Source organism: Mucilaginibacter sp. P2_A5, assembly GCF_056404995.1.
Genome location: NZ_JBFUCY010000011.1, coordinates 100,409 through 125,519, shown reverse-complemented (window position 1 = coordinate 125,519; position 25,111 = coordinate 100,409). Strand labels below are relative to the sequence as shown.

The 25,111-nt window shown below is 43.0% G+C and carries 17 protein-coding genes; 8 read left to right on the top strand and 9 right to left on the bottom strand.

Annotated elements, in window-relative coordinates; all coding sequences use genetic code 11:
* Positions 1 to 87: 87 nt before the first annotated feature.
* A complete protein-coding gene (gene carA / locus AC1DXF_RS11500; protein WP_477448659.1) occupies positions 88 to 1,188 on the top strand; it encodes a glutamine-hydrolyzing carbamoyl-phosphate synthase small subunit in 1,101 nt (366 codons plus the stop codon).
* A gap of 94 nt (positions 1,189 to 1,282) precedes the next feature.
* On the opposite strand, the gene AC1DXF_RS11495 is transcribed toward carA, so the two are convergent.
* Positions 1,283 to 3,526 carry a tetratricopeptide repeat protein gene (locus tag AC1DXF_RS11495; protein ID WP_477448657.1) on the bottom strand — a complete coding sequence of 748 codons (2,244 nt, stop codon included), beginning with the start codon at positions 3,524 to 3,526 and terminating at the stop codon, positions 1,283 to 1,285.
* Between the two features lie 137 nt (positions 3,527 to 3,663).
* Here AC1DXF_RS11495 and AC1DXF_RS11490 point away from each other — a divergent pair, with 137 nt between their 5' ends.
* The 3 genes from AC1DXF_RS11490 (at position 3,664) to AC1DXF_RS11480 (ending at position 6,072) form a co-directional block, all read left to right on the top strand.
* A complete protein-coding gene (locus AC1DXF_RS11490) occupies positions 3,664 to 4,188 on the top strand; it encodes a helix-hairpin-helix domain-containing protein (RefSeq protein ID WP_477448656.1) in 525 nt (174 codons plus the stop codon).
* A gap of 552 nt (positions 4,189 to 4,740) precedes the next feature.
* On the top strand, positions 4,741 to 5,667 hold the full coding sequence (locus tag AC1DXF_RS11485) for a DUF6607 family protein (protein WP_477448654.1): 927 nt from the start codon (positions 4,741 to 4,743) through the stop codon (positions 5,665 to 5,667).
* Positions 5,668 to 5,745: 78 nt separating this feature from the next.
* Positions 5,746 to 6,072, top strand: coding sequence for a DUF6686 family protein (locus AC1DXF_RS11480; RefSeq protein ID WP_477448652.1), 327 nt, complete (start codon positions 5,746 to 5,748; stop codon positions 6,070 to 6,072).
* A gap of 52 nt (positions 6,073 to 6,124) precedes the next feature.
* Here the strand turns inward: AC1DXF_RS11480 and AC1DXF_RS11475 are convergent, their stop codons facing one another.
* A complete protein-coding gene (locus tag AC1DXF_RS11475) occupies positions 6,125 to 7,381 on the bottom strand; it encodes an IS4 family transposase (protein ID WP_477448806.1) in 1,257 nt (418 codons plus the stop codon).
* Positions 7,382 to 7,711: 330 nt separating this feature from the next.
* Between AC1DXF_RS11475 and AC1DXF_RS11470 the strand changes: the two genes are divergently transcribed.
* The 4 genes from AC1DXF_RS11470 to AC1DXF_RS11455 all read left to right on the top strand — a co-directional run bounded on the left by AC1DXF_RS11470 (position 7,712) and on the right by AC1DXF_RS11455 (position 11,159).
* Complete coding sequence (locus tag AC1DXF_RS11470) at positions 7,712 to 7,960, top strand: DUF4834 family protein (protein WP_477448651.1); 249 nt, start codon at positions 7,712 to 7,714, stop codon at positions 7,958 to 7,960.
* A 6-nt stretch (positions 7,961 to 7,966) separates the two neighbouring features.
* The gene (locus AC1DXF_RS11465) at positions 7,967 to 8,254 is read left to right on the top strand and encodes a hypothetical protein (RefSeq protein WP_477448649.1); all 288 of its coding nucleotides are present in this window, start codon (positions 7,967 to 7,969) and stop codon (positions 8,252 to 8,254) included.
* A gap of 91 nt (positions 8,255 to 8,345) precedes the next feature.
* Positions 8,346 to 10,832: a YfhO family protein gene (locus AC1DXF_RS11460; RefSeq protein ID WP_477448647.1), complete on the top strand. Its 2,487-nt coding sequence runs from the start codon at positions 8,346 to 8,348 to the stop codon at positions 10,830 to 10,832.
* 96 nt (positions 10,833 to 10,928) lie between these two features.
* Entirely contained in the window at positions 10,929 to 11,159 is a 231-nt protein-coding gene (locus AC1DXF_RS11455) for a DUF433 domain-containing protein (RefSeq protein ID WP_477448645.1), read from the top strand.
* Positions 11,160 to 11,202: 43 nt separating this feature from the next.
* Here AC1DXF_RS11455 and AC1DXF_RS11450 read toward each other — a convergent pair whose 3' ends face one another.
* The 7 genes from AC1DXF_RS11450 to AC1DXF_RS11420 all read right to left on the bottom strand — a co-directional run bounded on the left by AC1DXF_RS11450 (position 11,203) and on the right by AC1DXF_RS11420 (position 25,072).
* A complete protein-coding gene (locus tag AC1DXF_RS11450; RefSeq protein ID WP_477448643.1) occupies positions 11,203 to 11,955 on the bottom strand; it encodes a glycosyltransferase family 2 protein in 753 nt (250 codons plus the stop codon).
* Positions 11,948 to 13,234: a glycosyltransferase gene (locus tag AC1DXF_RS11445; protein ID WP_477448641.1), complete on the bottom strand. Its 1,287-nt coding sequence runs from the start codon at positions 13,232 to 13,234 to the stop codon at positions 11,948 to 11,950. Before AC1DXF_RS11445 ends, AC1DXF_RS11450 begins: the two co-directional genes overlap by 8 nt.
* 43 nt (positions 13,235 to 13,277) lie before the next feature.
* Positions 13,278 to 14,177, bottom strand: coding sequence for a glycosyltransferase family protein (locus AC1DXF_RS11440; protein ID WP_477448639.1), 900 nt, complete (start codon positions 14,175 to 14,177; stop codon positions 13,278 to 13,280).
* A gap of 14 nt (positions 14,178 to 14,191) precedes the next feature.
* Positions 14,192 to 14,965, bottom strand: a complete 774-nt coding sequence (locus AC1DXF_RS11435; RefSeq protein WP_477448637.1) for a class I SAM-dependent methyltransferase — start codon at positions 14,963 to 14,965, stop codon at positions 14,192 to 14,194.
* A gap of 70 nt (positions 14,966 to 15,035) precedes the next feature.
* Positions 15,036 to 16,979 carry an OmpA family protein gene (locus tag AC1DXF_RS11430; RefSeq protein WP_477448635.1) on the bottom strand — a complete coding sequence of 648 codons (1,944 nt, stop codon included), beginning with the start codon at positions 16,977 to 16,979 and terminating at the stop codon, positions 15,036 to 15,038.
* Positions 16,980 to 16,988: 9 nt separating this feature from the next.
* Positions 16,989 to 17,987 carry a PorP/SprF family type IX secretion system membrane protein gene (locus tag AC1DXF_RS11425; RefSeq protein ID WP_477448633.1) on the bottom strand — a complete coding sequence of 333 codons (999 nt, stop codon included), beginning with the start codon at positions 17,985 to 17,987 and terminating at the stop codon, positions 16,989 to 16,991.
* Complete coding sequence (locus AC1DXF_RS11420) at positions 17,984 to 25,072, bottom strand: Ig-like domain-containing protein (RefSeq protein ID WP_477448631.1); 7,089 nt, start codon at positions 25,070 to 25,072, stop codon at positions 17,984 to 17,986. Before AC1DXF_RS11420 ends, AC1DXF_RS11425 begins: the two co-directional genes overlap by 4 nt.
* Positions 25,073 to 25,111 lie beyond the last annotated feature (39 nt).

Sequence of the window (25,111 nt, the reverse complement as noted above, 5' to 3'; positions counted from 1 at the left end):
AGTTCCTTACTTCAATATTTCTATCAGTTTTCACGGGGCTTTGAACCAGGCGATCCGATTTAATAATCCATTCAATTTTTTTACTAAATGACGCACTTCACCAAATTACCGGCAGTACTTTTATTGGCCGATGGCACCGCATTTTACGGTAAAGCCGCCGGAAAGATAGGTACCACTACCGGCGAGATCTGTTTTAATACAGGGATGACCGGCTACCAGGAAATTTTTACCGACCCATCATACTTTGGGCAAATAATGGTTGCTACCAATGCGCACATTGGTAATTACGGCATAGCCGATATCGAAGTTGAATCGGGTAATATCCAGATTGCCGGTTTGGTTTGCAAAAATTACAACATTGCTTACAGCCGCAAACAGGCCAATGAGTCTATCCAGGACTATTTCCAGCAGCAAAATATAGTAGGCATCAGCGATGTTGATACCCGCCAGATAGTACGCCATATTCGCGATAAAGGTGCAATGAACGCTATTATTTCTTCGGAGATATTAGACATTGAAGAGCTGAAAGCCAAACTGGCCGAAGTGCCTTCAATGGACGGATTAGAGCTATCGTCGCAGGTATCAACCACCGAAACTTACACTTTTGGTAGCGAAGACGCCGCCTACCGGGTAGCGGTACTTGATTTGGGTGTAAAGAAAAACATCCTGCGCAACTTTGACGACCGTGATGTTTACGCCAAAGTTTTCCCTGCAAAAACTACCTATGCCGAAATGGAAAAGGATTTTGCACCAAACGGCTATTTTATATCAAACGGCCCCGGCGATCCATCGGCTATGCCCTATGCTATTGATACTGTAAAGGAAATTTTAGCTGCAGATAAACCAATGTTTGGTATTTGCTTAGGCCACCAGTTGCTGGCCCTGGCCAATGATATCCCAACCAAAAAAATGTTTAACGGTCACCGTGGCTTAAACCATCCGGTAAAAAACATCATCATTAACCATTGCGAAGTAACATCGCAAAATCACGGTTTTGGTGTAATACCAGAAGCAGTACGCGCATCTGATAAAGTAGAAATTACCCACGTGAACCTTAACGATCAATCGATAGAAGGTATTCGTGTAAAAGATAAAAAAGCATTCTCGGTACAGTATCACCCGGAATCATCACCTGGCCCGCATGATTCAAGGTATTTGTTTGATGATTTTATCAACCTGATGAAATAAGCCCACAGATATGCAGATGTGCAGATTTTAGATGTGCAGATGATTTTGAAAGCCTTTTGAGTTTTAAACTTGAAAGGCTTTTTTTATTGTTTGTTTATACCTCTGTTGGCGTGGCAACTGCTACCGCCGGCAGCGTAAACATAAATTCGGTACCTACTCCCGGTTCGCTGGTTACCCATATTTTACCGTGGCATTTTTCAACCAGGTCCTTGCAAAACAGCATGCCCATGCCGGTGCCCGATTCATTTTTGGTGCCCATCTTGCTATTTACCTTGCCTTTAAATAGTTTATCGCGCTGATCGGCAGACATGCCTACACCGGTATCCTTTACCTTTACAATAATTCTTTCGTTGTCTTCCATCGTGGCCGAAATCTCGATGGTGTCACCTTCGCGGCAAAATTTCAGCGCATTGGTGATCAGGTTACGAATAACAATGCGGATAGAGTTTGGATCGGCCCAGGCAGATAGATTGCCGGGGATACTATCCAGCAGGGTGATGCCTTTTAATTCGGCTTGCTCATGATAGGTCTCAATCTCTAAACTCACCAGCCCTTTTATCGAAAAGTTTTTTACCGATGCTTCAAAGTTTTCCATCTGGCTGTTTATCCAGAACAGCAGGGTGTCCAGGAAATCAGAAGTATATTCCAGCTTTTTTAATACGCTGGGTATCATTTCCAGTAATTCCTCGTGGCTGATGCTATCATCCTGTAATAAGCTGAAAAGGCCGCGTAGTGTGCTTAGCGGCGCGCGCAGGTCATGCGCTAAAATAGATATCAGCCGGTCTTTTAATACATTTAAATCGTTTAGTTTTTCGGCCTGGTCGTCAATATTGGTTTTTTGTTTCAATATCTCGCTGTTACGGTCCTCAAGCAATGCGTTAATCTTTTGCTGTTTTTGTTTTTGCCGGTAATAAATACCCAGGGTAACAACCATGCCCACAATGATGATAGAAAATATAGCATTAACCAGCCGCTGGCTTTTTATTTTCTGTTGATATATCAGGTCGCGTTCGCGCTGTTGCTGGGCAAGCTGCCGCTTTTTTTCGGCAAAGCCCAATTCGTAATTATATGATGTTAGCTTTTGAATACTTTCATTATCGTTAACCTGATTTTTAAGCGCGATGTATTCATTTAGCATCCGGTTGGCGTCCTCAAATTTGCCAAGGCCGGCCATCGCTTTATTAAGTTGTAAAGCAGAGTTTGAGCGTACCGAAATATTCCCCAGTTTAATGGCTTGCGCCTGGCCTTCAATAGCGTATTTATAGGCATTTTTATAATCCTTTAACAAATTATAAAACGTTGCAAAGCCATTTGAAGCGTAAGCCTGGTTATAAACAATCTGGTATTTAGTGGCTATCCGTAATGATGTGTCAAGATATGATTTGGCAAGTGGTATTTGGTTTTTATGCACATAACACATGCCCAGATCTGTATAAACCGAACTTAACCCGTCTTTATCATCCTGCTGTTTGGCTGTTTTTAACGATTTTAATAAATACACTATAGCCTCGTCGTACTTATGCTGGGCAAGCAGTACTTCGCCAATATTTTCATTGATGGTGCCAATGGCCTGCTTATTATTGGTAGCTTCAAATACCTGGATGGCCTTTTTAAAATATTCCAGCGCGTTGGGAAACACCTCCATATTTTGCAACACTACGCCAATATTGTTATAAATCTCGGCCGAGGTTGTTACATATTTATTTTTTAAAGCGATAAAAAGTCCTTTATAGTAAAAATCAAGCGCATTTGAAAGCTGGCCTCTACTAAAGTAAGTTATACCTATATTTTTATAACAATCTGTTAAGGTGGGCTCATCCTGGTTGCGCAGGCAAATCAGGCGTGCTTTATCTAAATAGTCTATGGCGAGTTTGTATTCGGCCAATTGGTTATACATCCGCCCGTACGAAATGTATGCTTTACTAAGGCCCTTGTCGTTGTGCAGGTTTTTGAATATGGCTATCGCTTCGTCGAAATTCTGTTTAGCCCGTGTGGAATTGCCTTTAAAATAATTTACGTGCCCGGTTTCCAGCAAACCGTTGGCTATCCCTTCGGGGTATTTGATTTTACGCGATAGTTCAATGCCTTTTTGACCGTAATAATAAGCGCTATCGGGGTTTGATTTAAAATAGTTTGATGCTATTTTATTCAGCTTATTAATGGTAGCCGTATCGGGATTTTTTTGATATGCAGACGCGGGCAATAATAGGTTTTTAATACTGTCAACTTCGGGATGCGAATTGGCAAATGCCCGAAGGCTTATGAATATAAAAACAGCCGCTGATATCAATCCCCGTGCAACACTATTGCCTGTAATAATATATTTTTTTAATCTCAAGATCAGTAAATAGTTAATGCATTATACGAAACAAATGGCGAAATTGATTTGATTTATTTTAATTAATAAATATAGGGTATTTTAGGAGTGGGCTTAATTAATTCTCTTCAATTAATTTTAATGCTTTAACAGGTGCAATGAAAAAGAATATCGACCTCAAATTAAACGCTGAAGAAAAGGTGGTGCTAAAAAGCCAAAAAATAAAAATGAACACGCTGGCCGGCTACGCTCCTGATGAAATAGCAGCTATCCTGAAGGCATCGCCCCAACGGGCCAATGAAATTGCCGCGCTGATGGAATTTCAAAGCATCCCATCGTTAGGCATCAACTTTGCAACCGAACTTATTGAACAAGGGTATTATTCATTAAAGCAGCTTGAAGGTAAGGATCCTGTTGAGCTGTACGACGCGTTTGAAAAGCATTGCGGCGCCTGGGCCGACCCATGTGTTGAGGATTCGTACCGTTTGCTGACTCATTATATTTTGCACCGCGATGACAGTAAACGTTGGTGGCATTTCACTGCCGAACGCAAAGCCTACCGCGCCCAACACGGCTTCCCTGCCGACAGGCCAAAGCGCGCGTGGTATGATTCGGCGCAATATCCCAAAATGAAACAGTATGCCGATAGCCTGAATAAGGATAATACTACGGGTAAGTTGTAAGTACTTAGTTGTAAGCTATAAGTGTGATTTGTTATTTTTGACATAAACTTTGGGCTAAATGCCCTCCATCATTTCTTAGCTGACATGGAAAATCGCTTTAAAAACTTGACATAGAAGGGGTAGCCCCTACGGGGCAAAAGATACATTTGAGCATTGTTCTACAAACAGGTAGCCTCTACGAGGCAAGACAGTATTAACCCAACAGCCTGTAAATACATAACAGGATTATCTAAAAAACTGTAAACTTTTTTTAGGACGATACAAAAGTCCGGTGCCTCGTAGAGGCTACCCGTTTGTAGCAATATCTATCTAAAATTCTTTTATGCCCCGTATGGGGCTACCCATTTCAGCATTAAAAGTTATTACATAGGTAATAAACTTTAAACATGATTTTCCTGACTGTTGACACTACACCGCAGTTTCTTAATTTTTGTCTCTTAACTCCTGCCTCTTCTTTTAATTCTTATTTTTATTTGGATTTATTCTAAATAAGGATTTACTTTGCTTTTGTTCAATGCAGATCATAGTTCATCTTTAAAAGAATATTGCATAATGAAGAAGATTTTTTGCCTGTCGATACTCCTCGTTGCATTTCAAACCACGTTGATCAAAGCCCAATCGAAACCGGAGCAGGATAGGAAGGCTGTATTGGCCCTGGGCGGCTTTTACAAAGTAAGCTTTGATTATGCCGAGACCTTTTCGCCCGATACGGCATATAAAAACCATGCTCCGTATCATGCAGCCGGGTACGAATGGGCTGTAGTGGAGCAGGTATCGCCAAAAAAGATAGTGATCCAACATATCCTGGTTACCGGCGATTCGTCGGTTATTAAGCACTGGCGCGAAGACTGGGTTTACGAAGAAACTAACCTGCTCAATTTTGATGAAAACAGCACCTGGAAAAAAACAAAGCTAAACCCGGCCGATGCAAAAGGGCGTTGGGTGCAAAAGGTTTACCAGGTTGATGATAGTCCGCGATATGAAAGCATAGGTACCTGGGTACATGTTGATGGCCGCCACGAATGGCAATCAACATGTGATTCGCCTTTGCCGCGTCGTGAATTTACCAAACGCAGCGATTATAATGTATTACGCCGGGGTAACCGCATTTATTTAACAGATAAAGGCTGGATGTTTGAGCAGGACAATCAAAAGATAATCCGCAGCGAAAACGGCGACAAGTTGCTGGCCCGCGAAAAAGGCTACGAGGAATTCACTAAAGCAGACGAAAATAAATTTGCCTTTGCCCAAAAATGGTGGGCAAGCCAGCAACCCTATTGGACAGCCGTTCGCCAGGTGTGGGATGATGTTTATTCCCAACCGGAAACCCTTAAATTAAAGGGAAAAGTTGATGGCAGGCTGTTGTTTGAATGGTTGTTTGAATTGGCAGATCAATCTGTTAAAGAAAAATGGACACCGGAAAAAAGTAAAGCCGCTGCCCGCAAGGTAATTGACATTTACGTTGAAAAAACAGTTTAAAATATAAAGTCCTGCTCTGTAGTAATAAACGCCGTAATAGCTTTTTTACAGGGCAGGCACAAATTAAATCATCTACCTATGTGCGACGCAAAAGTATTGAGCCAGGTTGGGGCATCGGTTATAAGCCGGTGCCAGGAGTGCCGTTGTATCTTCATCTGGAATAATAACCTTATCCTGAGCTTTACGCCCGAGCAGTTTATACAATTCCGGGATTTTACGCTTGAGCTTAATTTTGAAAATTATACCTTCCCCTTTCCCGACGGGCAGGAGCGTATGGTAATGCGTACCCCGGTAAATGATGTACAGTTCACCTTCAGCAGTGATGAATGGGAAGATTTCCATGCCGCTATGAACGAAGCCGCTTACATGCAGCAAGTTTATAGCCTGATGGAAGGGGGGGAGTAGATTTTAGATGTGCAGATTTCAGATGTGCAGATCAATGCCGTTTACTTAAGGATTAAAGTTGTTTATAATTCATGGATGGTGGTTTTTTCCGTCCTTTTTTTCTTGGCACCTTTCTTCCTGGTCTGACAATTTCTGTAGTTCGGGATAGGACATTATCAAAAGCGGTCAGGGCTTTTCGTATCAACTTTCCTTTGAGAAAGTTAATAGCCATATCACGCACTAACGCTACTGCATTTACACGATTGATCTGATGAGGATGCTTTCGTTTAGAGTTAGGTGATATTTGTTTAACCTTTTCGGCTATTGGGAAAGCCATAACAGCAGCAGTTGTCATCATAAAAATACCTGCATAAAAGTCCTGTTTTATTGATAACGCCGTCTTTCCCGAAAATGCTTCAAGGCCCATTCTGACTTTGTAAAGCTTGTAGCCCTCTTCGATATTCCATCTGAAATGATAAAGTTCAGCAAAACACTCAGCAGGGTATTGCTCCTTATCTAATAAGGATGTGCATAATATTTGCTGACTTCCATCAGGAAGCTTAACAACAATCAACCTGCACCGGATGTCCGTCGATGCATCAGGATATAGCTCGCGTAATTCCTTTTCTTTTTTGGAAAGCTGAAATACTACAGCCTTTTCGAGCTCGCCATCTTGGAGCATTTTACGTACTTCAAGCCACCATTTATCCTGTAAACGGATACAATAGTGAATACCAAGCGCCTGTAGCTCAAACATTAGCTTATAGGTAGGATAGCCACGGTCAAGTATCAACAGATCCTGRTTAGCTTTCAGGCAGTTAAGGTGTTCTCGTAACAGCGCTTTTTCGCTGGTATCATAAGAGGCGATCCTGCCATCCAGCGTCACAAAATTCAGTACGTCATATAATAATGAAATTCTGGCTATCGAGTGGGGCCGTTCCGGCTCCCCTTCCCGGCCAAAGACGGTTACGCCAAATTCCTGTACCACAYTGCTATGGTTAGGTAACATAGCAGTGCTGCCATCACAGGCCAGCAAACGGAAGTTACGCCACTTGCGCCATGGAGCATTTCTATAAAAGTTTTCCTGCCCGATCTGATTTAATTCTGCAAATGCTTCCRGCTTAAGTTTAGCCCRGGCACGGCTGAATGCACCTTTGGTAACATGCTGGTCCAGAAAATCTTTTTTATAAAGCTTTTGGTAAAAACTGTTCAACTCACGCTGAAGAGACCGACTTAAACCTTGTGTAAGCAAAATAATCAGATGGACAAAATGAATCTTTCGCTTGCGACAAAACCCTTTTTTACCGCTCTCTGAGCGGCTTCTGTTAATAAATGACTCATTTTCGATTGTTGATTTTACTTCCTTGAGAAATAGCTCCCGGAAATCCTTTTATGATATCAATTTACGAAAAATAGCCTCATTATCCTAATCTTTTTTTACCTTTTCCTTAAGTAAACGGCATTGATGTGCAGATATGCAGATGAGGAATTTAAACACCGGTAATAATGTCGTGATTGTAAAATGATTGCAAGATTTGTTCATCTGCATACCTAAAAATCATCTACACATCTGAAATCTGCACATTTGCACATCTATCCATACATCAAAAAAACAATTTACCCGTTATATACTTATATTTGTAAGCTTAAAATTAATCAGATGTTACTTATTCGTTTCCTGATCATATCAATTTGTATTTTATACATTATCCGCAGTTTAATGCGGTACCTGATACCTGCTTTGTTTCAAAGCGTTATCAATAAAGCACAGCAACAGGCCCAACAGCAGCAAAATTATCAGCAAAGAAAGCCGGAAGGCGCTGTAAAGGTTGACTATATTCCCGAAGGCAAAAAAGGTAAGTTACCGGATACCGAAGGCGAGTTTGTTGATTATGAAGAAGTAAAATAACCTTTTATGTTGCCAGACGAAGTATATAAACGACGCCCAAACCACAACAATACACCAGAATCCATTACCCTGATCATTGCAAACTTTATTGTTTTTGCTGTGGCAACGCAGTTGTTTGTATCTGCTAACAAGATTGGTACTTTTTTTTGGGTGGTGGTTGGCGCACTGGCGGTTTATAATTTCTTTAATATCCGTAAATACCGGGAAGACTATAACAAAGCGCAGGTGATAGCCTACATTTCAAGCCTTGTTATCATGGTTATTTTCTTTTTTGTAATGCGCGCCCGCCCCTAAAACTGTTAAGCAATTCCTTTACAACTAATAATTCCTATTCCCGTTCAAATTTCTATTTTTGAGGAATTAATATCCATTTCAAAAAATATAAATGAATAACTGGTTCAAGCGCAATAGTATTCACCTCATTATTGCGGCAATTTTTATAGCAATTTCCTTTGCTTATTTCATCACTCCATTAACACAGGGCAAGGTTTTATTTCAAAGTGATGTATCTCAGGCGCAGTCCATGCAAAAAGAGATTAACGATGTTAGGGCGGCAACCGGTAAAGCACCGTTATGGACCAATCAAATGTTTGGTGGGATGCCTGCTTATCAAATCTGGGCCGCATTCCCATTAAACCTCACAACACATGTGATTAGCACTTTAAAAACGGTGTTCCCCAACCCGGTTGATACTGTATTGCTTTATTTATTGGGGGCTTACCTGTTATTCAGCGTATTGCGGCTTTCGCCCTGGCTAGCGGCAGCAGGGGCAATAGCTTTTGCGTTTTCGTCATATAACTTCATCTATATCACTGCGGGCCATAGTAACCAGGCCTATGCTATAGCATTTTTTGCCCCGTTACTGGCAGGCATTATTTTAACTCTACGTGGACGCTACCTTTTGGGTGCTTCGCTTACAGCGTTTTTCCTTGCTATGGAAATCCGCAGTAACCACGTGCAAATGACTTATTACCTGTTGTTATCTATAGCTATATTATTGGGTATCGAACTTTATCACGCTATAAAAGACAAGCAAACCAAGCCATTTTTAAAGTCGATAGGTTTTTTGGCGGCCGGTATTGTATTGGCCATCGCAGTAAATGCAAGTACATTGTGGACCACTTATGAATATAGCCAATATACCATCAGGGGCAAAGCAAATTTAACTACCAAAGGCACGGCGGGCCCTAATCATGGTTTGGATAAAGATTATGCTTATACCTGGAGCCAAAGCGTTGGCGAGTGCCTTACCTTTTTAGTACCAAACGCTTATGGGGGTGGCAGCAGCACAGTTGTTGATGAGGACTCCAAAGCGGTAAAAATATTAACCGATAAAGGTGTTGATCCAGGCCAGGCACAGGGCTTTGTTTCACAATCAATGTACTACGGCAATAAGCCAAGTACATTTGGCCCATGGTATTTTGGGGCTGCAATATGCTTCCTGTTTATTTTAGGGTTGCTGATTGTTAAAAACCGTATTAAATGGTGGGTTTTAGGAGCGGTACTATTGAGCATGTTATTGTCATTTGGCAAAAACCTGCCTTTTCTGTCCGATTTCTTTTTCAACTATGTACCCATGTACAACAAGTTCAGGGCGGTTGAGTCAACCCTTGTGATAGCGGCATTTTGTTTCCCTATACTGGCATTACTTGCAGTGAACGAAGTTATCACCAATACCGATAAAGCATTTATTTTAAAGCGCGCTAAAATCGCCTTTTACATTACCGGCGGTTTATTATTACTTATGATAGCCATTCCGCAGGCGCTATTGAGCTTTAGGGCAGATGAGCACGTGGCTTTTGTGGCTAACCTTACACAAATTTTTAAAGGTGATACCGGAATGGCAAACTCCGTTGCCAACGCTGTAGTGGATGACAGGGCGAGTTTAGAGCGCGCCGATGCCATTCGTTCATTAGTTTTCGTTTTGTTAACAGCCGGCCTGTTATGGTTAATTATCAAACAAAAAATCAAAGCAAATATTGCCGCCCTGCTGTTGGCTGCTATTGTTATAATTGATATGTGGACTGTTGATAAACGCTACCTTAAAGATGCCAATTTTGTAGCCAAATCTGACCTGGAGCAGCAATATACGCCGCGCGAGGTTGACCAATTTATCATGAAAGATACCGATCCTAACTTCCGCGTATTTGACATGACATCCGGCGATCCTTTTCACGACTCGCATTCATCGTATTTCTACAAAACAGTAGGTGGTTTCCATTCGGCCAGGTTAAGACGGTTTGATGAATTGATTGAAAACCAATTTACCAAAAGTGTAAACCACGACGTGCTTGACATGCTGAACACCAAATATATTATTACCGCCGATCCTAAAACCGGAAATGCGGGGATGCAGGCCAACTCCACGGCGTGCGGAAACGCGTGGTTTGTAAAAAGCGTAAAATTCGCCGATAACGCCGATCAGGAAATGCAGGCCATCAGCAGCTTTTCGCCAAAAGATGAGGCCATTGTTGATAAACAATATCAAAGCATGATTGATAATAAATCGGTGGGAACTGATGCATCATCAACCATAAAATTGACAAGTTATACGCCGGAACACCTCACCTATGAAAGTGGCTCAACGGCGGCACAAGTAGCCGTATTCTCGGAAATCTATTATGATAAAGGATGGAAAATGTTCATAGACGGTAAGGAGGAGCCTTATTTCCGTGCTGACTACCTGTTACGTGCAGCTGTGATTCCGATAGGCAATCACAAAATTGAATTTACTTTCCACCCTACATCTTATTACGCCGGCGAAAATATATCATTGGCAGGATCTATCCTGCTGGTATTAGCCCTTGGTGGTGCAGCATACAGCGAAACAAAAAAGAAAACGATTGCCAAGCCGGCTACAAAAAAGGCTTAATAAAGTTTTTAATCTTATATGGAAAAGCGATGGACGGGCAGTTCATCGCTTTTTTGTTATATAGATTAAATCATAAGTATTTTGTAAATTTACATTATGAGCAATTTACTCGAAAGAATTACTGTTGATCCGGCTATATGCCATGGTAAGGCGTGTGTTCGTCACATGAGGTGGCCTGTCGAAGTTATTATTGATCTGATAGCTTCAGGAATGTCATTTGATGATATTTTGAATGACCATCCCGAATTGCATAAAGAAGATATACTTGCTTCCTTGTCTTATGCCAAAATCAGCTTATCTGGTAAAACTTTAGAAGAGGTTAACTAATGGACTTTTTAGTTGATGTTCATTTACCTATAACTTCAATCGGCTAATCATTCGTCCTTCTATTCTTTAGCCAATACCATCCCAAATTGAGCGCAATTACAAAGTGATTTAAAACTGTTGGTATCAAACCGTAATACCTTTTCATAATATCAAACCGCTCCTGCAAGCTTTGCCTGTGTTTCTTTTTCGACATGCCCCCTACCATGTATTTGGCAACATACCTGTTTACGTTCACAATCTTTTTTGCTTTTTTTGCTGCGCGGATGATCCATTCAATGTCAGCGCTCAACTGATATTGCACATCGTAAGGTTCGGCTAATTCCCGCTTAATGTAAATAGCCTGGTGGCTGATACTCATGCCATATTTGAACCCACGCCAGGTAAATTTAGCCGGTGCTTTATGCCGGCGCTGCCCTAAACTTTCGCCGGTATCAGCTATCATTTCGGTTTCACCGTAATAAATATCGGCATCATCGGCAGCGGCAAAAACAGCGGTTACGGTTTCGGCATCGTAAAACTCATCGCCGGAGTTCATAAACATCACATAATCGCCCGTAGCCAACGCCAGCCCCTTGTTCATGGCGTCATAAATACCCTTATCTTTTTCGCTGATGATTTTGCTTACACGATCTTTGTATTGTCCGATTACCTGCAAGGTACCATCTGTAGAAAGGCCATCTATAATAATATATTCAATATTATGGTAAGTTTGATTCAATACAGACAACATTGTGCGCTCAATATCGCGCACATTATTGTATACAATGGTGATAATGCTAAGCTTGGGGTTAAACATTGGCGCCTCCTGCACTGTTTAATAAGCTTTGATAAAGTTCGATATGTTTTTTTGCGATAATTTCTTCAGAAAACGTATCCGTTACCGTTTGCCGGGCCTGCTTTTGCAGCAGTTGTCGCTGCGGATATTTGATTACCCACTCCATGCCATCTGTAAAGCTCTCTGCCGAACGATAAGTAGCCAGGTATCCGTTATATTGGTGCCGAACCATATCTGGTATACCACCCGTTGTAAAGGCTATTACAGGCGTTCCGCAAGCCAGGCTTTCCATTACGGTATAAGGCAGGTTATCTTCCAGCGAGGGGATCAGGAACGCGTCGGCGGCAGCATAGTGTAATGCCAGCTGTTCGTCGTTATTTATCGTGCCTAAAAAACTGGTCTTAAATGGAAAATCGGGCAGGCCTTCCGTTCCGCGGTTTCCAAAAACAATCAATTCTATTTTATCGGCATCAACGCCCAGGCGCTGCTTTAATAATTCCATACTGTCCAGCAGGTATTGGGTGCCTTTATGCAAATCTTTACGAGAGGGCATAAAGCCGCTCAAAAAAATAAATTTATCAATTGGCAGCCCGGTCTTTTCTTTTGCCTGTTGTTTATCAACCGGTTTAAAAATATCCGTTTCGAGTGTATTGGGGATGTGATAAACGGCCTTTCCCCGCATCAGGCTACTGGCCGCTATCGACCTCTGCATCCATAAGCTTGGCGCCGCAATGGCAAAATCAAGTTCCTGATAGGCTTTATTTTTTTGCAGCCAGTTCTGGTTCGAGATATCGTTATCAGCCGCCTTAATCAGCAAGGGGCAGTTACCACATTCGCGCATAAAATGATCACAGGCATAACGTACATGGCATCCGCCGGTAAAGGCGTTGCTGTCATGAAAAGTCCATACAACGGGCTTGTTCAACTTGGCAATTTCGGCAATATGTTTTGGGTTGAGAAAGCCATGATTGATCCAATGCAGGTGAATAACATCGGCATTTTTAACATCCGGATGATGGATAACCGGGCGGCCAAACCAGGCAAATGAAAAGGGTGTTTTCATCAGCGGCTTCAAAAATCGCCTGGCCAAAATCCGCTCCAATATAATAGTGAAAGCGGCATATGATTTTTGAATTTTGTTGGTATTGAAAGTACCTATTTGTGGGTTGTTGCCAAATTTATAGTGCACTACCATTTTTGAATTGACCCCCTGGCTTATTAATGCCCGGTTTAGGCGCATACAACCCCGGCCTGCGCCGCCGTTGCCATCATAGGTATTTAAATGAACTACTTTTAACATGATCCAAAAATATGTTTATTCAGATTAACCTGATTTAAGGAAATCAACCTACCTTTTGCTTCACAAATCGTATTGTCCTTTGCAATAAACTCCCTTTACGACGGGCAAGAAAATATTTAATGGACTGGTAGGCTTTTTCATTTTCCTCAATAATAATTGGGAAGGTTTTTACCGGCTGTTGTGAAATATGTACATCGTACATATTCTCTTTATTGCTATGAAAGCCCGTGCCATCATGCCCTATGTTGTTAATAAGCGATTTGGCCGGATTCAGGGTAAGCCCTCCTTTTAAAAATATAGAAGCATACCAGCGAATAGCCCATGAATTATTTTTGCCGGCCTTAAACTCTTTAATCTGCTTCCAGAAATTCATCTTGCCTTCAATAGAGAATTTAAGGATCTTCAGCGCATCAAACTGGCTTATCAGTTTATCAATATCAGGTTCAAAACTGTCCCACGCGCGTGCCCAGGTTGCCCAGCCCCAGCTGCTGGCAGCGCGGTAAAAAAAGGTTTCGGGCAAATCTTTATCTTTCAGGTTGTACATATAGGCACCTATATGCATCACTTTATCATTGTTTGCGTAACGGGTTAATGCCTCGTTAAAATATTGCAGGGTATACGGCGAGGATAATAAGTCATCCTCAAAAACAATCACTTTACCATACTCATAAACCAATTGCGTAACGCCACTGATGATCGATTCTGCCAAACCAAGGTTATGATCGCGCAGGATAACTTTTACCGCTTTAAAGCCGGATGTTTCTTTAGCAACCTGCCTTACCTCCTCCACTTTTGCCCGGTCGGCTTCGGTTTTGGGTGCATCACAAAAAATATACAGACGGGATTCATCCGCAAGCACATTTTTTTGCAAATGGATAATGGTGCGGCGAGTATGATCGGGCCGGTTGTATACAAACAGGGCTATTGGGGCAAGTTTTTGCATCGATCAGGAAAAAATCAGAATAACTCGGGTTGATGGTCGGCCTTTTTACACAGAACGGTATAAGCGTTGGCAAATTGTTCGCGTACTTTTTTTCCCATCAACTTGCTTAGGGTTTGCTTAACCGAATATTCGGCTGCTATCTTTAGGTTTTTCAAAAAGCTTTCAGGTTTTTTTTGATTAACATAGGTATTAAACCTGGTAACTTCGGGCTCAATCATCGATGTAAGGTCATTCTCTATCTCAAAACCCTCGGTACTTAACAGGTAACGCAAAGATGTTGGAGTATACACATTGATATGTCCGTAAGCCAAAAAGTGCTTTATCCGTGTATCAACCCCTGCTTTATAGTCGCGCGGGACCTCGATAACACAGCGTTTTGCCACACGTTTTATCTCGCGCAGCAACATACGCTCATGCTCTACATGCTCCAACACGTGCGATAGAATGATCAGATCAAAACTATCGGTTGCAAAAGGTAATTTATAGCCGTCAAATACCTGCACAGATTTGAGATTTTTTATTTCGCGCGATTGAATATAGCTAACCCCGCTTTCAGAAATCTCGACAGCATGATATTCGGGAGCAAAGTTATTTTCAGATAAAATTTTCAAGATACTGCCATCGCCGGCACCTACTTCCAGTACTTTGGCAAATGTATGGCCATTGCATACATCTATAATATGTTGCGCTTTGAATTTGGCACCCAGCATGCGCCAGGCCTCATCGTGCTTTTGGTAAAATTTATCATACGCGGTTTTGTAATCGCCGCCAATAATTGATTCCTGCATTATTTACGAAGGTAAAATTATAGCTTAAGTTTTCCCTTGCAAATAAATAAAAATATTAAGCAATGTAACTTTAATCGACTGCCTTTACAGTGAAAGTTGTACGCCTGTTCAATTGCCTCCCGGCCGGGTTGTCTTTACCATTCGGCAATGAATTGGGCGCCACCGGCATTGTTTCGCCATAACCTTTAGCTACTATCCTTGCCGGGGTGATTCCATTTGTTATCAGATAGCTAACACATGACTGCGCACGCGCCTGGGATAATGTTAAATTGGCATCATCTTTCCCTATCGAATCGGTATGCGAACCCACCTCTATTTTAATTTTAGGATTATCGTTCATAATGCCTACCAGTTTATTTAACTCCGCTATCGATGCGGCCCTTAAAATAGCTTTATCATAGTCATAATAAATATCTTTAATCAATATTGGTACATTAATTTTAAAGGGGACAATGCAAAATCCGGGATTAAACAGCGTGTCGGCCCGCTGCGCTGCGTTGGCTTGCGGGTAAACAAATTTAGTAAAGTAACCTCCTTTTGATAATTCTAACAGGTAAGGGCTTTTATTTTTCAGCTTAAATAGATATTTACCATTTGCATCAGTACTTAGCCGGCCGATAGTTTTTTTGGTAACAGAATCCACCAATGTAACTTTTACTCCCGCTAAACCCTGTTGTGTTTTGCAGTCTATTACATTGCCGGCAATGTAACTGAATTTAACTTGCCCGGTAAACAGGCTAAGGCAGCAATCAGACCACCTGTTGGAACTAAAATAAAACCGGCCTTCCTCTTTCGGATCGATGGTATAATAAAGATCATCCTTCGATGAATTGGTTGGATAACCCATATTTACGGGTTTTGTCCACGTACCGGCATCACCGTCACTTTCAAACAAATCGAAACCACCCATCCCAATAAAACCATTGGAGCTAAACACCAATTTTTTGTGTAAGTCATCATAACAAGGAGCTTGTTCATCAAATGCCGAATTTATAGCAGCACCTAAGTTAACAGCATTTGCAGCCTGCCCATCGTTGTTCAAATCACTTACCCATATATCGTCTCCGCCTTGCCCGCCGGGTTTGTTAGAGGCAAAAAAAAGGCGTTTACCATCTGCGGTAACAAAGGGTTGCCGTGCACTATATCCTTCAATATTTACATTGAGGTTTAACTCCTGTGGTTGCTGCCACTTACCATTTTCCAAATTGCTGTAACATATCTCTGTTACTATTTTATCTCCCGCCTTATGCCACCTGGTCAGGTACATTTTTGTACCCGATGCATTTAATGATGGTGTGCCATACTCAAACAATGTACCTTTATCAAACCTTTTAAAATCTATGGCCCTTGGCGAAGAGGTGCCCTTAAGATCGGTGGTATAAATTTTGTTCAGATACCTGTTGCTTTCGATAGATCTTGATGAGGTAAACCAGTATGCATTGTTACTGATTGTGAGCGCGTAGTCTCCACCGCCACCATTTAACGCCTCCTTTGGCAAAATCATCACCGCCTGCAGATTTTTTTGCTGCAGCATGGCAAACTTACACCCATCTATTTCATGTTGGGCCACAGCCAGGTATTTAGCATCACCTTTATATGAACCGATAAACTGTTTCAACTGCTCAAGGGCTTCATGGTAATTACTGCTTGCCCGCAAACATATTGCGTAGTGTAACCGCGCCAATGGAAATTTACTATCACCTATAACTTTTAAATACCATGTAGCCGCATTGGTAAAATCCTGGTATAAACGATAGCATTCGGCCAGGCGATAGGTTACGTAAGGCTGATCTGCCTGTTGTTGCTTGCGGGTGTATTTTCCGCTTGAATAAAACGGAACGTTGTTGGCCGATACCGTTGATTTACCTGTTGCAGCCTTTAAATAATAGTTGGCAGCCTCATAAAAATCGTTGTTATCAAATGCCTTATCGCCTAACACTTTATAACTTCCCTTTTGGGCAGCCAGCCCCAAAGGAGCAAATAATATAAAGAGGTATATGGATAACTTCTTCATACCGTAATTTTAAAAGCGTGGGCAAACCTGCGACGGGTTTGGCGGCACATGGCTAAAGATATAACTTACCGATAACTCGAAACCACCCTGCCCTGCTGTGGCTGCCCTTAAGCCTGATGTATTAAAATCATAACTTAAACCAATTGCCATATTATTGAGGTGATACCCTACATTGGCTACAATAGCATCCTGCAAGCGCACCATGCCGCCCAATATCAGTCCTTTATTATCTTCAAACTTTAGCTCGGAGTAAACCCCAAGCGCTTTGATTTGGTTTTGCTGCTGCCTGATGTAGATGGCATGCGGCGTTACATCAAACAAATCGGATGCTTTGATGCGCACCCCGCCATGGATCGTGAACCGCATAGGCAACCGGCTGCTAATGCCATCGGTAGCAAACGGATCTTTTGCATTGGTTAAGTGGGCAACGCTTACCCCGCCAAAAAAATTGGCTGTGTTCAGCGGGTCGGCGTTGTAATAAAATATACCGGCGCTGGCGTCAAACACGGTAGCGTGTGTGTTGGCAAAATTTTCAAAATTGGGCAAATTAGGATCGTAACCGCTATTGGGGTTATACTGGTTATCCAGTTGCAATTTACTGGGGTCAAAACTACGGTTTATCAGCCCGGCCTGCACGCCAAAATGCAGCCGTTGATTTTCATCATCAGACAGTTTTATGCCATAACCAAAAGAGCCATAAGCTGCGAAGTAATTGTAGCCAGCTGTTCCGGCTGCCTGGTTTATCACATTAAACCCTAACGATACTTTATCATTTGATCTAAAATCGGCAGATAAACCTGCCGTTCTGTATCCGTTTTCTACAGTAGCCCATTGATCTTTAAAATTACCCGATATACGTGTATCTCCGTCAAAAACCCCGGTAAGCGCCGGATTTAACCATAATGGATAAGCATAATATTGTGAAAAGTGCGGATCTACCTGAGCTCTAAGTATCCCTGTCGCTGCAAATTGCAGCATTATTGTTATTGCTATTATTAATTTCTTCATCGTAATAGCGTAATTGTTCCTTTTTTGTTCAATTGCGCCCCATCATTCATTATCGCTTTTACAAAGTATACATATACGCCTGTAGGCTCTTTTGTGCCTTTGTAATAGCCATCCCATCCTTTTTTAATATCGGTAGTAGCAAACAACAGTTCGCCCCACTGGTCATAAACATAAAAGCTCAGGCTTTTAATGCTTTCGCTGTGCACATACACAATATCATTGTTGCCATCGCCATTGGGTGTAAAGGCATTAGCTACATATATCTGGTTGCCCAGCTGGCTTACGGCCGTACCGGTAACCGCGGTTGAACTCCCGCTAAGCTGGCAGGCCGATGCCCCCAGTGCCTGCACCAATATAGTTACCTGTTGGCTAAGTTGCAGGCCGGTAACTTTATGACTCAAACCAGCGCTACCTGTACTTGGGTTGATAAATGTTTTACCGCCATCGATACTAACCTGATAGCCCTGCGCCCCGGCCACGGCATCCCATTTAAAAGTTATTGTTGAATTTGTGGTAGAATCGACAGCTACAACGGGTGCATCAAGCTGCTGCAGCATAGCTACATTAACCTTAACACGCACCGGTGTTTTGCAATTACCGGTACTAATAGCTTCGACATAGTAACTTTTTGCGGAAGTTAAAACCGGAGTGTTAAAACTTTTCGATGTGCCTAACTGCAAAGCGGTTGTTGTAGTTGGGTCTGCATACCAGCCAATTTGGCCTGTAAAATCAGCAATAACAGCAGTTAACGAAGCACTGCTGCCCGGACAAACAGCCGCATCCTGAACGCTAAGTTGCGGCAAAGGATTAACCGTAATATTTACCGGCGTTCGCGCTGCCGAAATACAGCCGCCCGCGTTGGTCGCTTCGGCATAATATGTTGTGGCAGTTGTTATAACCGGGGTTACAAAACTGGTTCCCGCATGTAAGGATGTACCACCGGTTGCGGTATTATACCAATTGTAACTAAAACCATTTTGAGGCGAAGCTATACTTAATGTAGCAGCTGCCCCACTACAAACAGCAACGGGATTTGCGGCCAGTACCGGAGCAGTTGGCGGTGATGCTATGCTAACCGTTGCAGTAGCCAGTGCGCTGCCGCAAGTACCGTTAGAAGCTTCAATATAGTACGTTTTTGCGGAGGATAAATTACCGGTTGGATAAGACGTACCACTAAACAGGATAACGGTTTTTGCCGGCGAATTGTACCAGTTATAGGTAATGCCAGCCTGGGGCGAACTTATTTTTAAAGTTGCACCGCTGCCAGGACAAACCGAAGGCGCTGCATCAACAAGGACAGGTATTACCGGGATGCTCAATATTTTTATGCTTACCACGTTGCCTGGCATAGGAATAGTACAGGTGCCCGATGTTACCAAACGGCGATAATACGTATCGGTACTTACTACCGGCGGATCGTAATCTTTAGCTGTAGCTCCGCTTATATTGCCGAAGGTGATATTATCTGCAGATGTTTGCCACTGATAGCTGTACGTACCATTACCACCTGAAGGCACATTGCCGGTTATAATAGCAGGATTGCCATTCATGCAAAATGAAGCCACTATGGGGGTTATAATATTATTATTGGTTATTGCCGCCTGAATGGTAATTTTCACGGCATTACTCACCAATGGCGTTGTGCATGGGCCAGACGTTACCATGCGGCGATAATAGGTAGTACCGTTTATAGCCGAAGGATCATAGTCCTTTGCAGTAGCTCCCTCAATATTGGCAAACGTTGTATTGTCGGGCGAGTTTTGCCATTGGTAAGCATAAGCGCCCGATCCCCCGGTTGGCGTAGAGCCGATTATAATTGCAGGGTCGCCTGTAACGCAAAAAGCAGTTGCAAGCGGAGCCGTTATCGCATTATTTGCCGTGGCGGGCAGTACTTTCATACTGATGACATTACTATTTACCGGGGCAACACAATTTCCGGATGTAGCTACCCTACGATAATAAGTATCAACAGTAATGATACCCGGATCAAGATCAATTGACGTGGCCGCAGGTATGTTGGTAAAAACTACATTATTAGCAGAGCTTTGCCACTGATAAGTAAATGTGCCTATGCCACCCGATGGTGTATTACCCGTTATAACCGCAGGATTGCCGCTTGTGCAAAAAGTTGTAATGACGGGGGCTGTGATCACATTATTAGTGATAGCAACCGGGACTACAATTTTTATGCTGATAGTATTACTTATTAACGGAACCGTACAAACATCTGATGTAACCGAACGACGAAAATAAGTTGTAACACTTACAAGAGTTGGGTCATAATTTTTTGACGCCGCTCCTGCTATATTACTAAAATTAACATTGTCGGTTGATATCTGCCATTGGTAACTATAAATACCGTTACCGCCGGTTGGCGTACTGCCCGTTATTGCCCCCGGATCTGTCGCAACACAAAACGTGTTGGCAGCAGGTGCGGTTATGGAGTTGGCCGCCAGGGCCGGTTCTACTTTTATAGTTACAGCATTGCTTAATACAGGCAACGTACATGCGCCGGAAACTACCGCCCGTCTGAAATAGGTATTCACACTCACCGCCGGCGGATCGTAGTCTTTTAACGTTGCGCCAGCTATATCTGTAAAGGTTGTGTTATTGGCTGAACTTTGCCATTGATAAGTAAATACACCGGTACCACCAGACGGTGTGCTGCCAATAATTGCAGCCGCATTACCCGTTGCACAAAAATTAGCCGCAACAGGGGCAGTTATGGCATTATTGGTTATTACCGGCTGAACTGAAATTGTTATTACGTTGCTTGCCAACGGAACTGTACACAATGCCGAAGCGGCCATGCGGCGGTAATAAGTGGTAACATTTACAACACCTGGATCATAATCCCTGGCGGTTGCCCCGGCAATGGTAAAAAAGTTAACATTATCTGCAGATGATTGCCAGGTATAAATATAAGTTCCATCGCCACCAGAAGGAACGTTTCCGATAATTGCCAGTGGATTACCCGCCGCGCAAAATACCGAGGTAGCAGGAGCGGTGATCTTATTGTTGGACAAGGCCGGTTGTATGGTGATGGCAACCACATTGCTTAAAGCCGGCGTAGCACAACTGGCCGAAATTACCGCCCGCCGATAGTATGTAGTAACATTTAACGTAGCCGGGGCATAATCCTTTGCCGTTGCACCGGCAATATCGGTAAAGGTTGTATTGTTGACAGATGATTGCCATTGGTAGGCGAAGGGACTGCTACTTACAGGCGTACTACCAGAAATTACTCCGGGATTACCTGTTACACAAAACACGTTTGGCGTTGCTGCAGTGATCGTATTATTACTTATAGCGTTGTTTACAACAACGGCATCTTCATTTGTTGATTTACTTCCGTTATAGTTTGCACCTCCAACAGTGCCGTAACTTGTGGTTTGATATGTTGTGTTCGATCCGGTAAAGGCATTAGCTTTAGCGGTAATCCGCCGGTTGGGTGCCGTATAATCCCGGGTTGGGTCCAGGTAGAGCGCTTGTGCGTTGCTATTGTAGGTACCCGAGGCAACACACCCAATTTTTACTATCAAATTGATGGTGACAGAGCCGCCGGCAGGAATTACAAAATCGCCCATCAAAGGCCGCACATCCGTTCCGGTATTGATTAAAGTAGTTGCGCCCGTTGCTGCATTCTGATAAGTAGCTGTGGCAGATTGAAAGGTAAATCCGGAAGGTAATATGCAATCGGCTTCAACACCAGCTGCACTACCGGCAGAAGGGTCATTTGTAATTTTAATAGTATAAGTTGCTGTACCCCCCACAGTTTTAGGTATTGCCGGATTTAGTATGCTCATGGTTGTAGTCAGCAACGGAAAACAAACCGATGTACCAGATTGCAAATAAGGGGGAAGGGCCGCTGTATTAATTGAAATCACGTTACCAGTAACACCACCGCCAGAATTATGGGTGATGCCGTTCCCGCTATCTGTTTTACCCGGAAGCCCCCCCGACACGTCACTATGAAAAGCTCCGGAAGGTAGATTATAAAAGATAATTCCACCTCCGCCACCACCACCAGGCCCGTGTGGCTGAACGCCGGTTGTGGCGGGACTATCACCTTCTGTATTGCCACCCCGCCCGCCTTTAGCCTGAACGGTAATATTAGCTGTAGCACTCGCGTTGGATACTTTCAAAAATACCGAGCCGCCTGCACCACCACCACCAGAACCATCAGGATGCGAACCATAAACGCCCGGGGCGCCATTTGCGCCATTTGCCAGGATGGTTCCGTTGCCGGAAATGGTACGCGCGCTAACTATCACAATACCACCGCCTACACCTCCCTTAACTCCGGTAAGTGCATCGTTAGCGTGGCCGCCGCCACCGCCGCCGCCCATAATTAAACGTGTGGCATCATCAGGAGTTGAATTTACATAACTTTGTGATCCGGGCCGGCCGCCGCTTGGCTGACTTCCGCCGAATGGCTCGTATCCCCAGGCACCTACACCACCGCTACCGCCATTACCGCCGCCACCACCACCGGCGTTGGTATCGTTACCCCCGCCGCCCGCATTTGCAGGTGCGCCTTTACCCGCCGAACCGCCGGGTAAGCCTTCTTCTACATTATCAACCTGATTAAAGCCATCCCACATATACCTTGGCGTACCGGCAATACCTTCACCTTTCCCCGATGCACGATCATCTGTTGCATAGGTAACATACAGATCTGAAATATTGGCCGCAGCATTTTTTACCAGGCTATAACCGCCCCTGAAACCTCTTTCAGAAACGTCAACAGTAAAACCATTAAAATCCATGTTACCCGATACCTGGAATGCTATAATACCGCCAGCATTGCCATTAAAAGGCGGCGGCGAAATATTTGATGTCAGCTTTAAATTGGCATACTGAGGTACCCTGATCACCTGAAAACAGCGCTTGCCCCTTGCACTGGTTGAGCTGGCATTAGTATAGGTATAAACGGTCCCCCCGCCTGTTCCCGACCCGCTGAAAGTTAAAGTGCCGCCTGTAAGCGGTACATTGCTGGTTGCCATTACATATTCAAACTTACCACTGTTACCCAAGGCGGTAAAACCTGTTCCGCCTAAATTATCTGCTCCGGCGGTAGGCTTCCCACTGCCATAGGTTGTACTATTTTCGTAATTTATAGTGGCATCCTGTGTCTGGATAATTAACAGTAAATCGCCGGATTTAATTGGCACAGTACCAAAATTATTTCCATAAGCATCAACAGCGGGTACTTTGGTTAGGTTTATTGTTTTGCTACCGGCGGCCAATGTTACATTATTTATGGGCGGGAAATAAGTATTTATTGATCCGTTAATGTTTGTCGTGCCATCGGCACCTGATGTGGCACACACCGTCGGAGTTGATGGAGGAATTACAGGCGGTGTAATTGAAGCAAAAACAACTTCAACTACATAATTTAATGACTTACAATTGCCGTTACTAAGCTGATAGGTTACCGGAGTAGTAAAATCCTGTGCAATGCCCGAAGCCGGGTTTATTGTAATTCCAGTGCTTACACCTATAGCAGGAACAAGCGCCGTTACGTTTGTACCCTGTGGTACTGTAATTGTTATTTTAAGTTTGGTTTGGTCAATTACCGCCGGAACACTCTGGTTAGGAACAGAAAAACTGGTTATTTGTAAGGCTGGGGCGGCAACACTTTGAATATATTTCGCAATGAAACTATCCCTTACATCGCTTTGTGCGGTAAGCGGGTAATCGCTACAGGTTGTAGCATCAAAATCAACGGTTGAGCAAAATGATCCAACCAGTAAAACCGCATTGTTTTGATCAATATCGACATTTCGGGCTAAGGAATTATTGCAATTAGCACTTCCGGCGCTAAATGCCCATTTATAATTTACATTTTCATCAAACTTCGACAAAAAAAGATCTCGCTGACCATGAAATTGAATAAGCGCATCGGTGGCCGACGGATCGAAATCAATGCTACCGCTAAAGTACCCTGAAACATATATTTCATCATCCTTACTGGCAACTATTCCGTAATTATAAATGCTGCCACCAGGGGCGCCTATATCATTCGCAACCTGGAAAGTTCCGTCGCTTTTATATTTGGCAATAAAAATATCCTGTTGCCCTTGCGGGTTTAATGTTTTGGTTCCGTTAAAAATCAGCGATGATGAAAATGGGCCATCTATATAGATGTCATTTTTAGAATTGACACATACGTTTGTATTGTTGTTTACAACTCCGCCCTGGATACCATTTACCCAAATCAGCTTGCCGGCCGGAGTGTATTTTGCTAAGAATGTGGAAGTACCATTTCCGTTAAAAAAAGTTGCCGTTCCTAAAGGGTTGAAATTATCGTTACCATTAAAAACGCCGGATAAAATTACGTTATTGTTAGCATCGATAGCACAATTGTGTGTTTCGCTATTGTCTGAATCGGCAATATTTATTGCCCAAACAAAATTGCCGTTAACATCATATTTAACAGCCAGGCCATTAAATGCGCCTTGTGAGCTAAATGATTGTCCCCCTACATCTATTGTACCTTGATATTGTGACACTGCTACTACACTACCTTGACTATCGGCCACCACCTTACCACCATAATCCGTTTGAAAGCTACCTATTGAATGGGCCCACGAAAATTTTCCATTTGTTGTTAGCCTGATTATGAAAGCATCTTTATCTCCATTATTATTCAACATGGAAACACCCGGTCCGGGGTCAGCATCCATTGAAGAGGAATCATATTGACCGCATACGGTTGGGTTTCCGTTATTGTCAATTGTAAGAGAGTTTACCTGGTCCGTGCCTTCCCCACCTACACTCACTGCCCAAATAAGTGCTCCTGCAGACGTATATTTTGCGATATAGGTATCAAAACTACCACCTACCGATGTCAGGTTGTACACACCCCCGGGAGATGGATCAAAATCCACTGTTCCGCTGAAAAGACCGGTAACATAAATGTTATTTTGTTTGTCGGCCTTTACGCCAGACGGTATAGAATTGCTACCAGGGCCGCCAATCCCATCAACCCATTGAGGCTTTGATATCTGGCCTAACCCCAAAAACGGGGCTGAAATAAGAAGCAGCAAATAAAATAACCTGCCGGGTATTTTTGTGATCAAAGTTTTCGGTAATTAATTAAGGTTTAATTATAATAAATA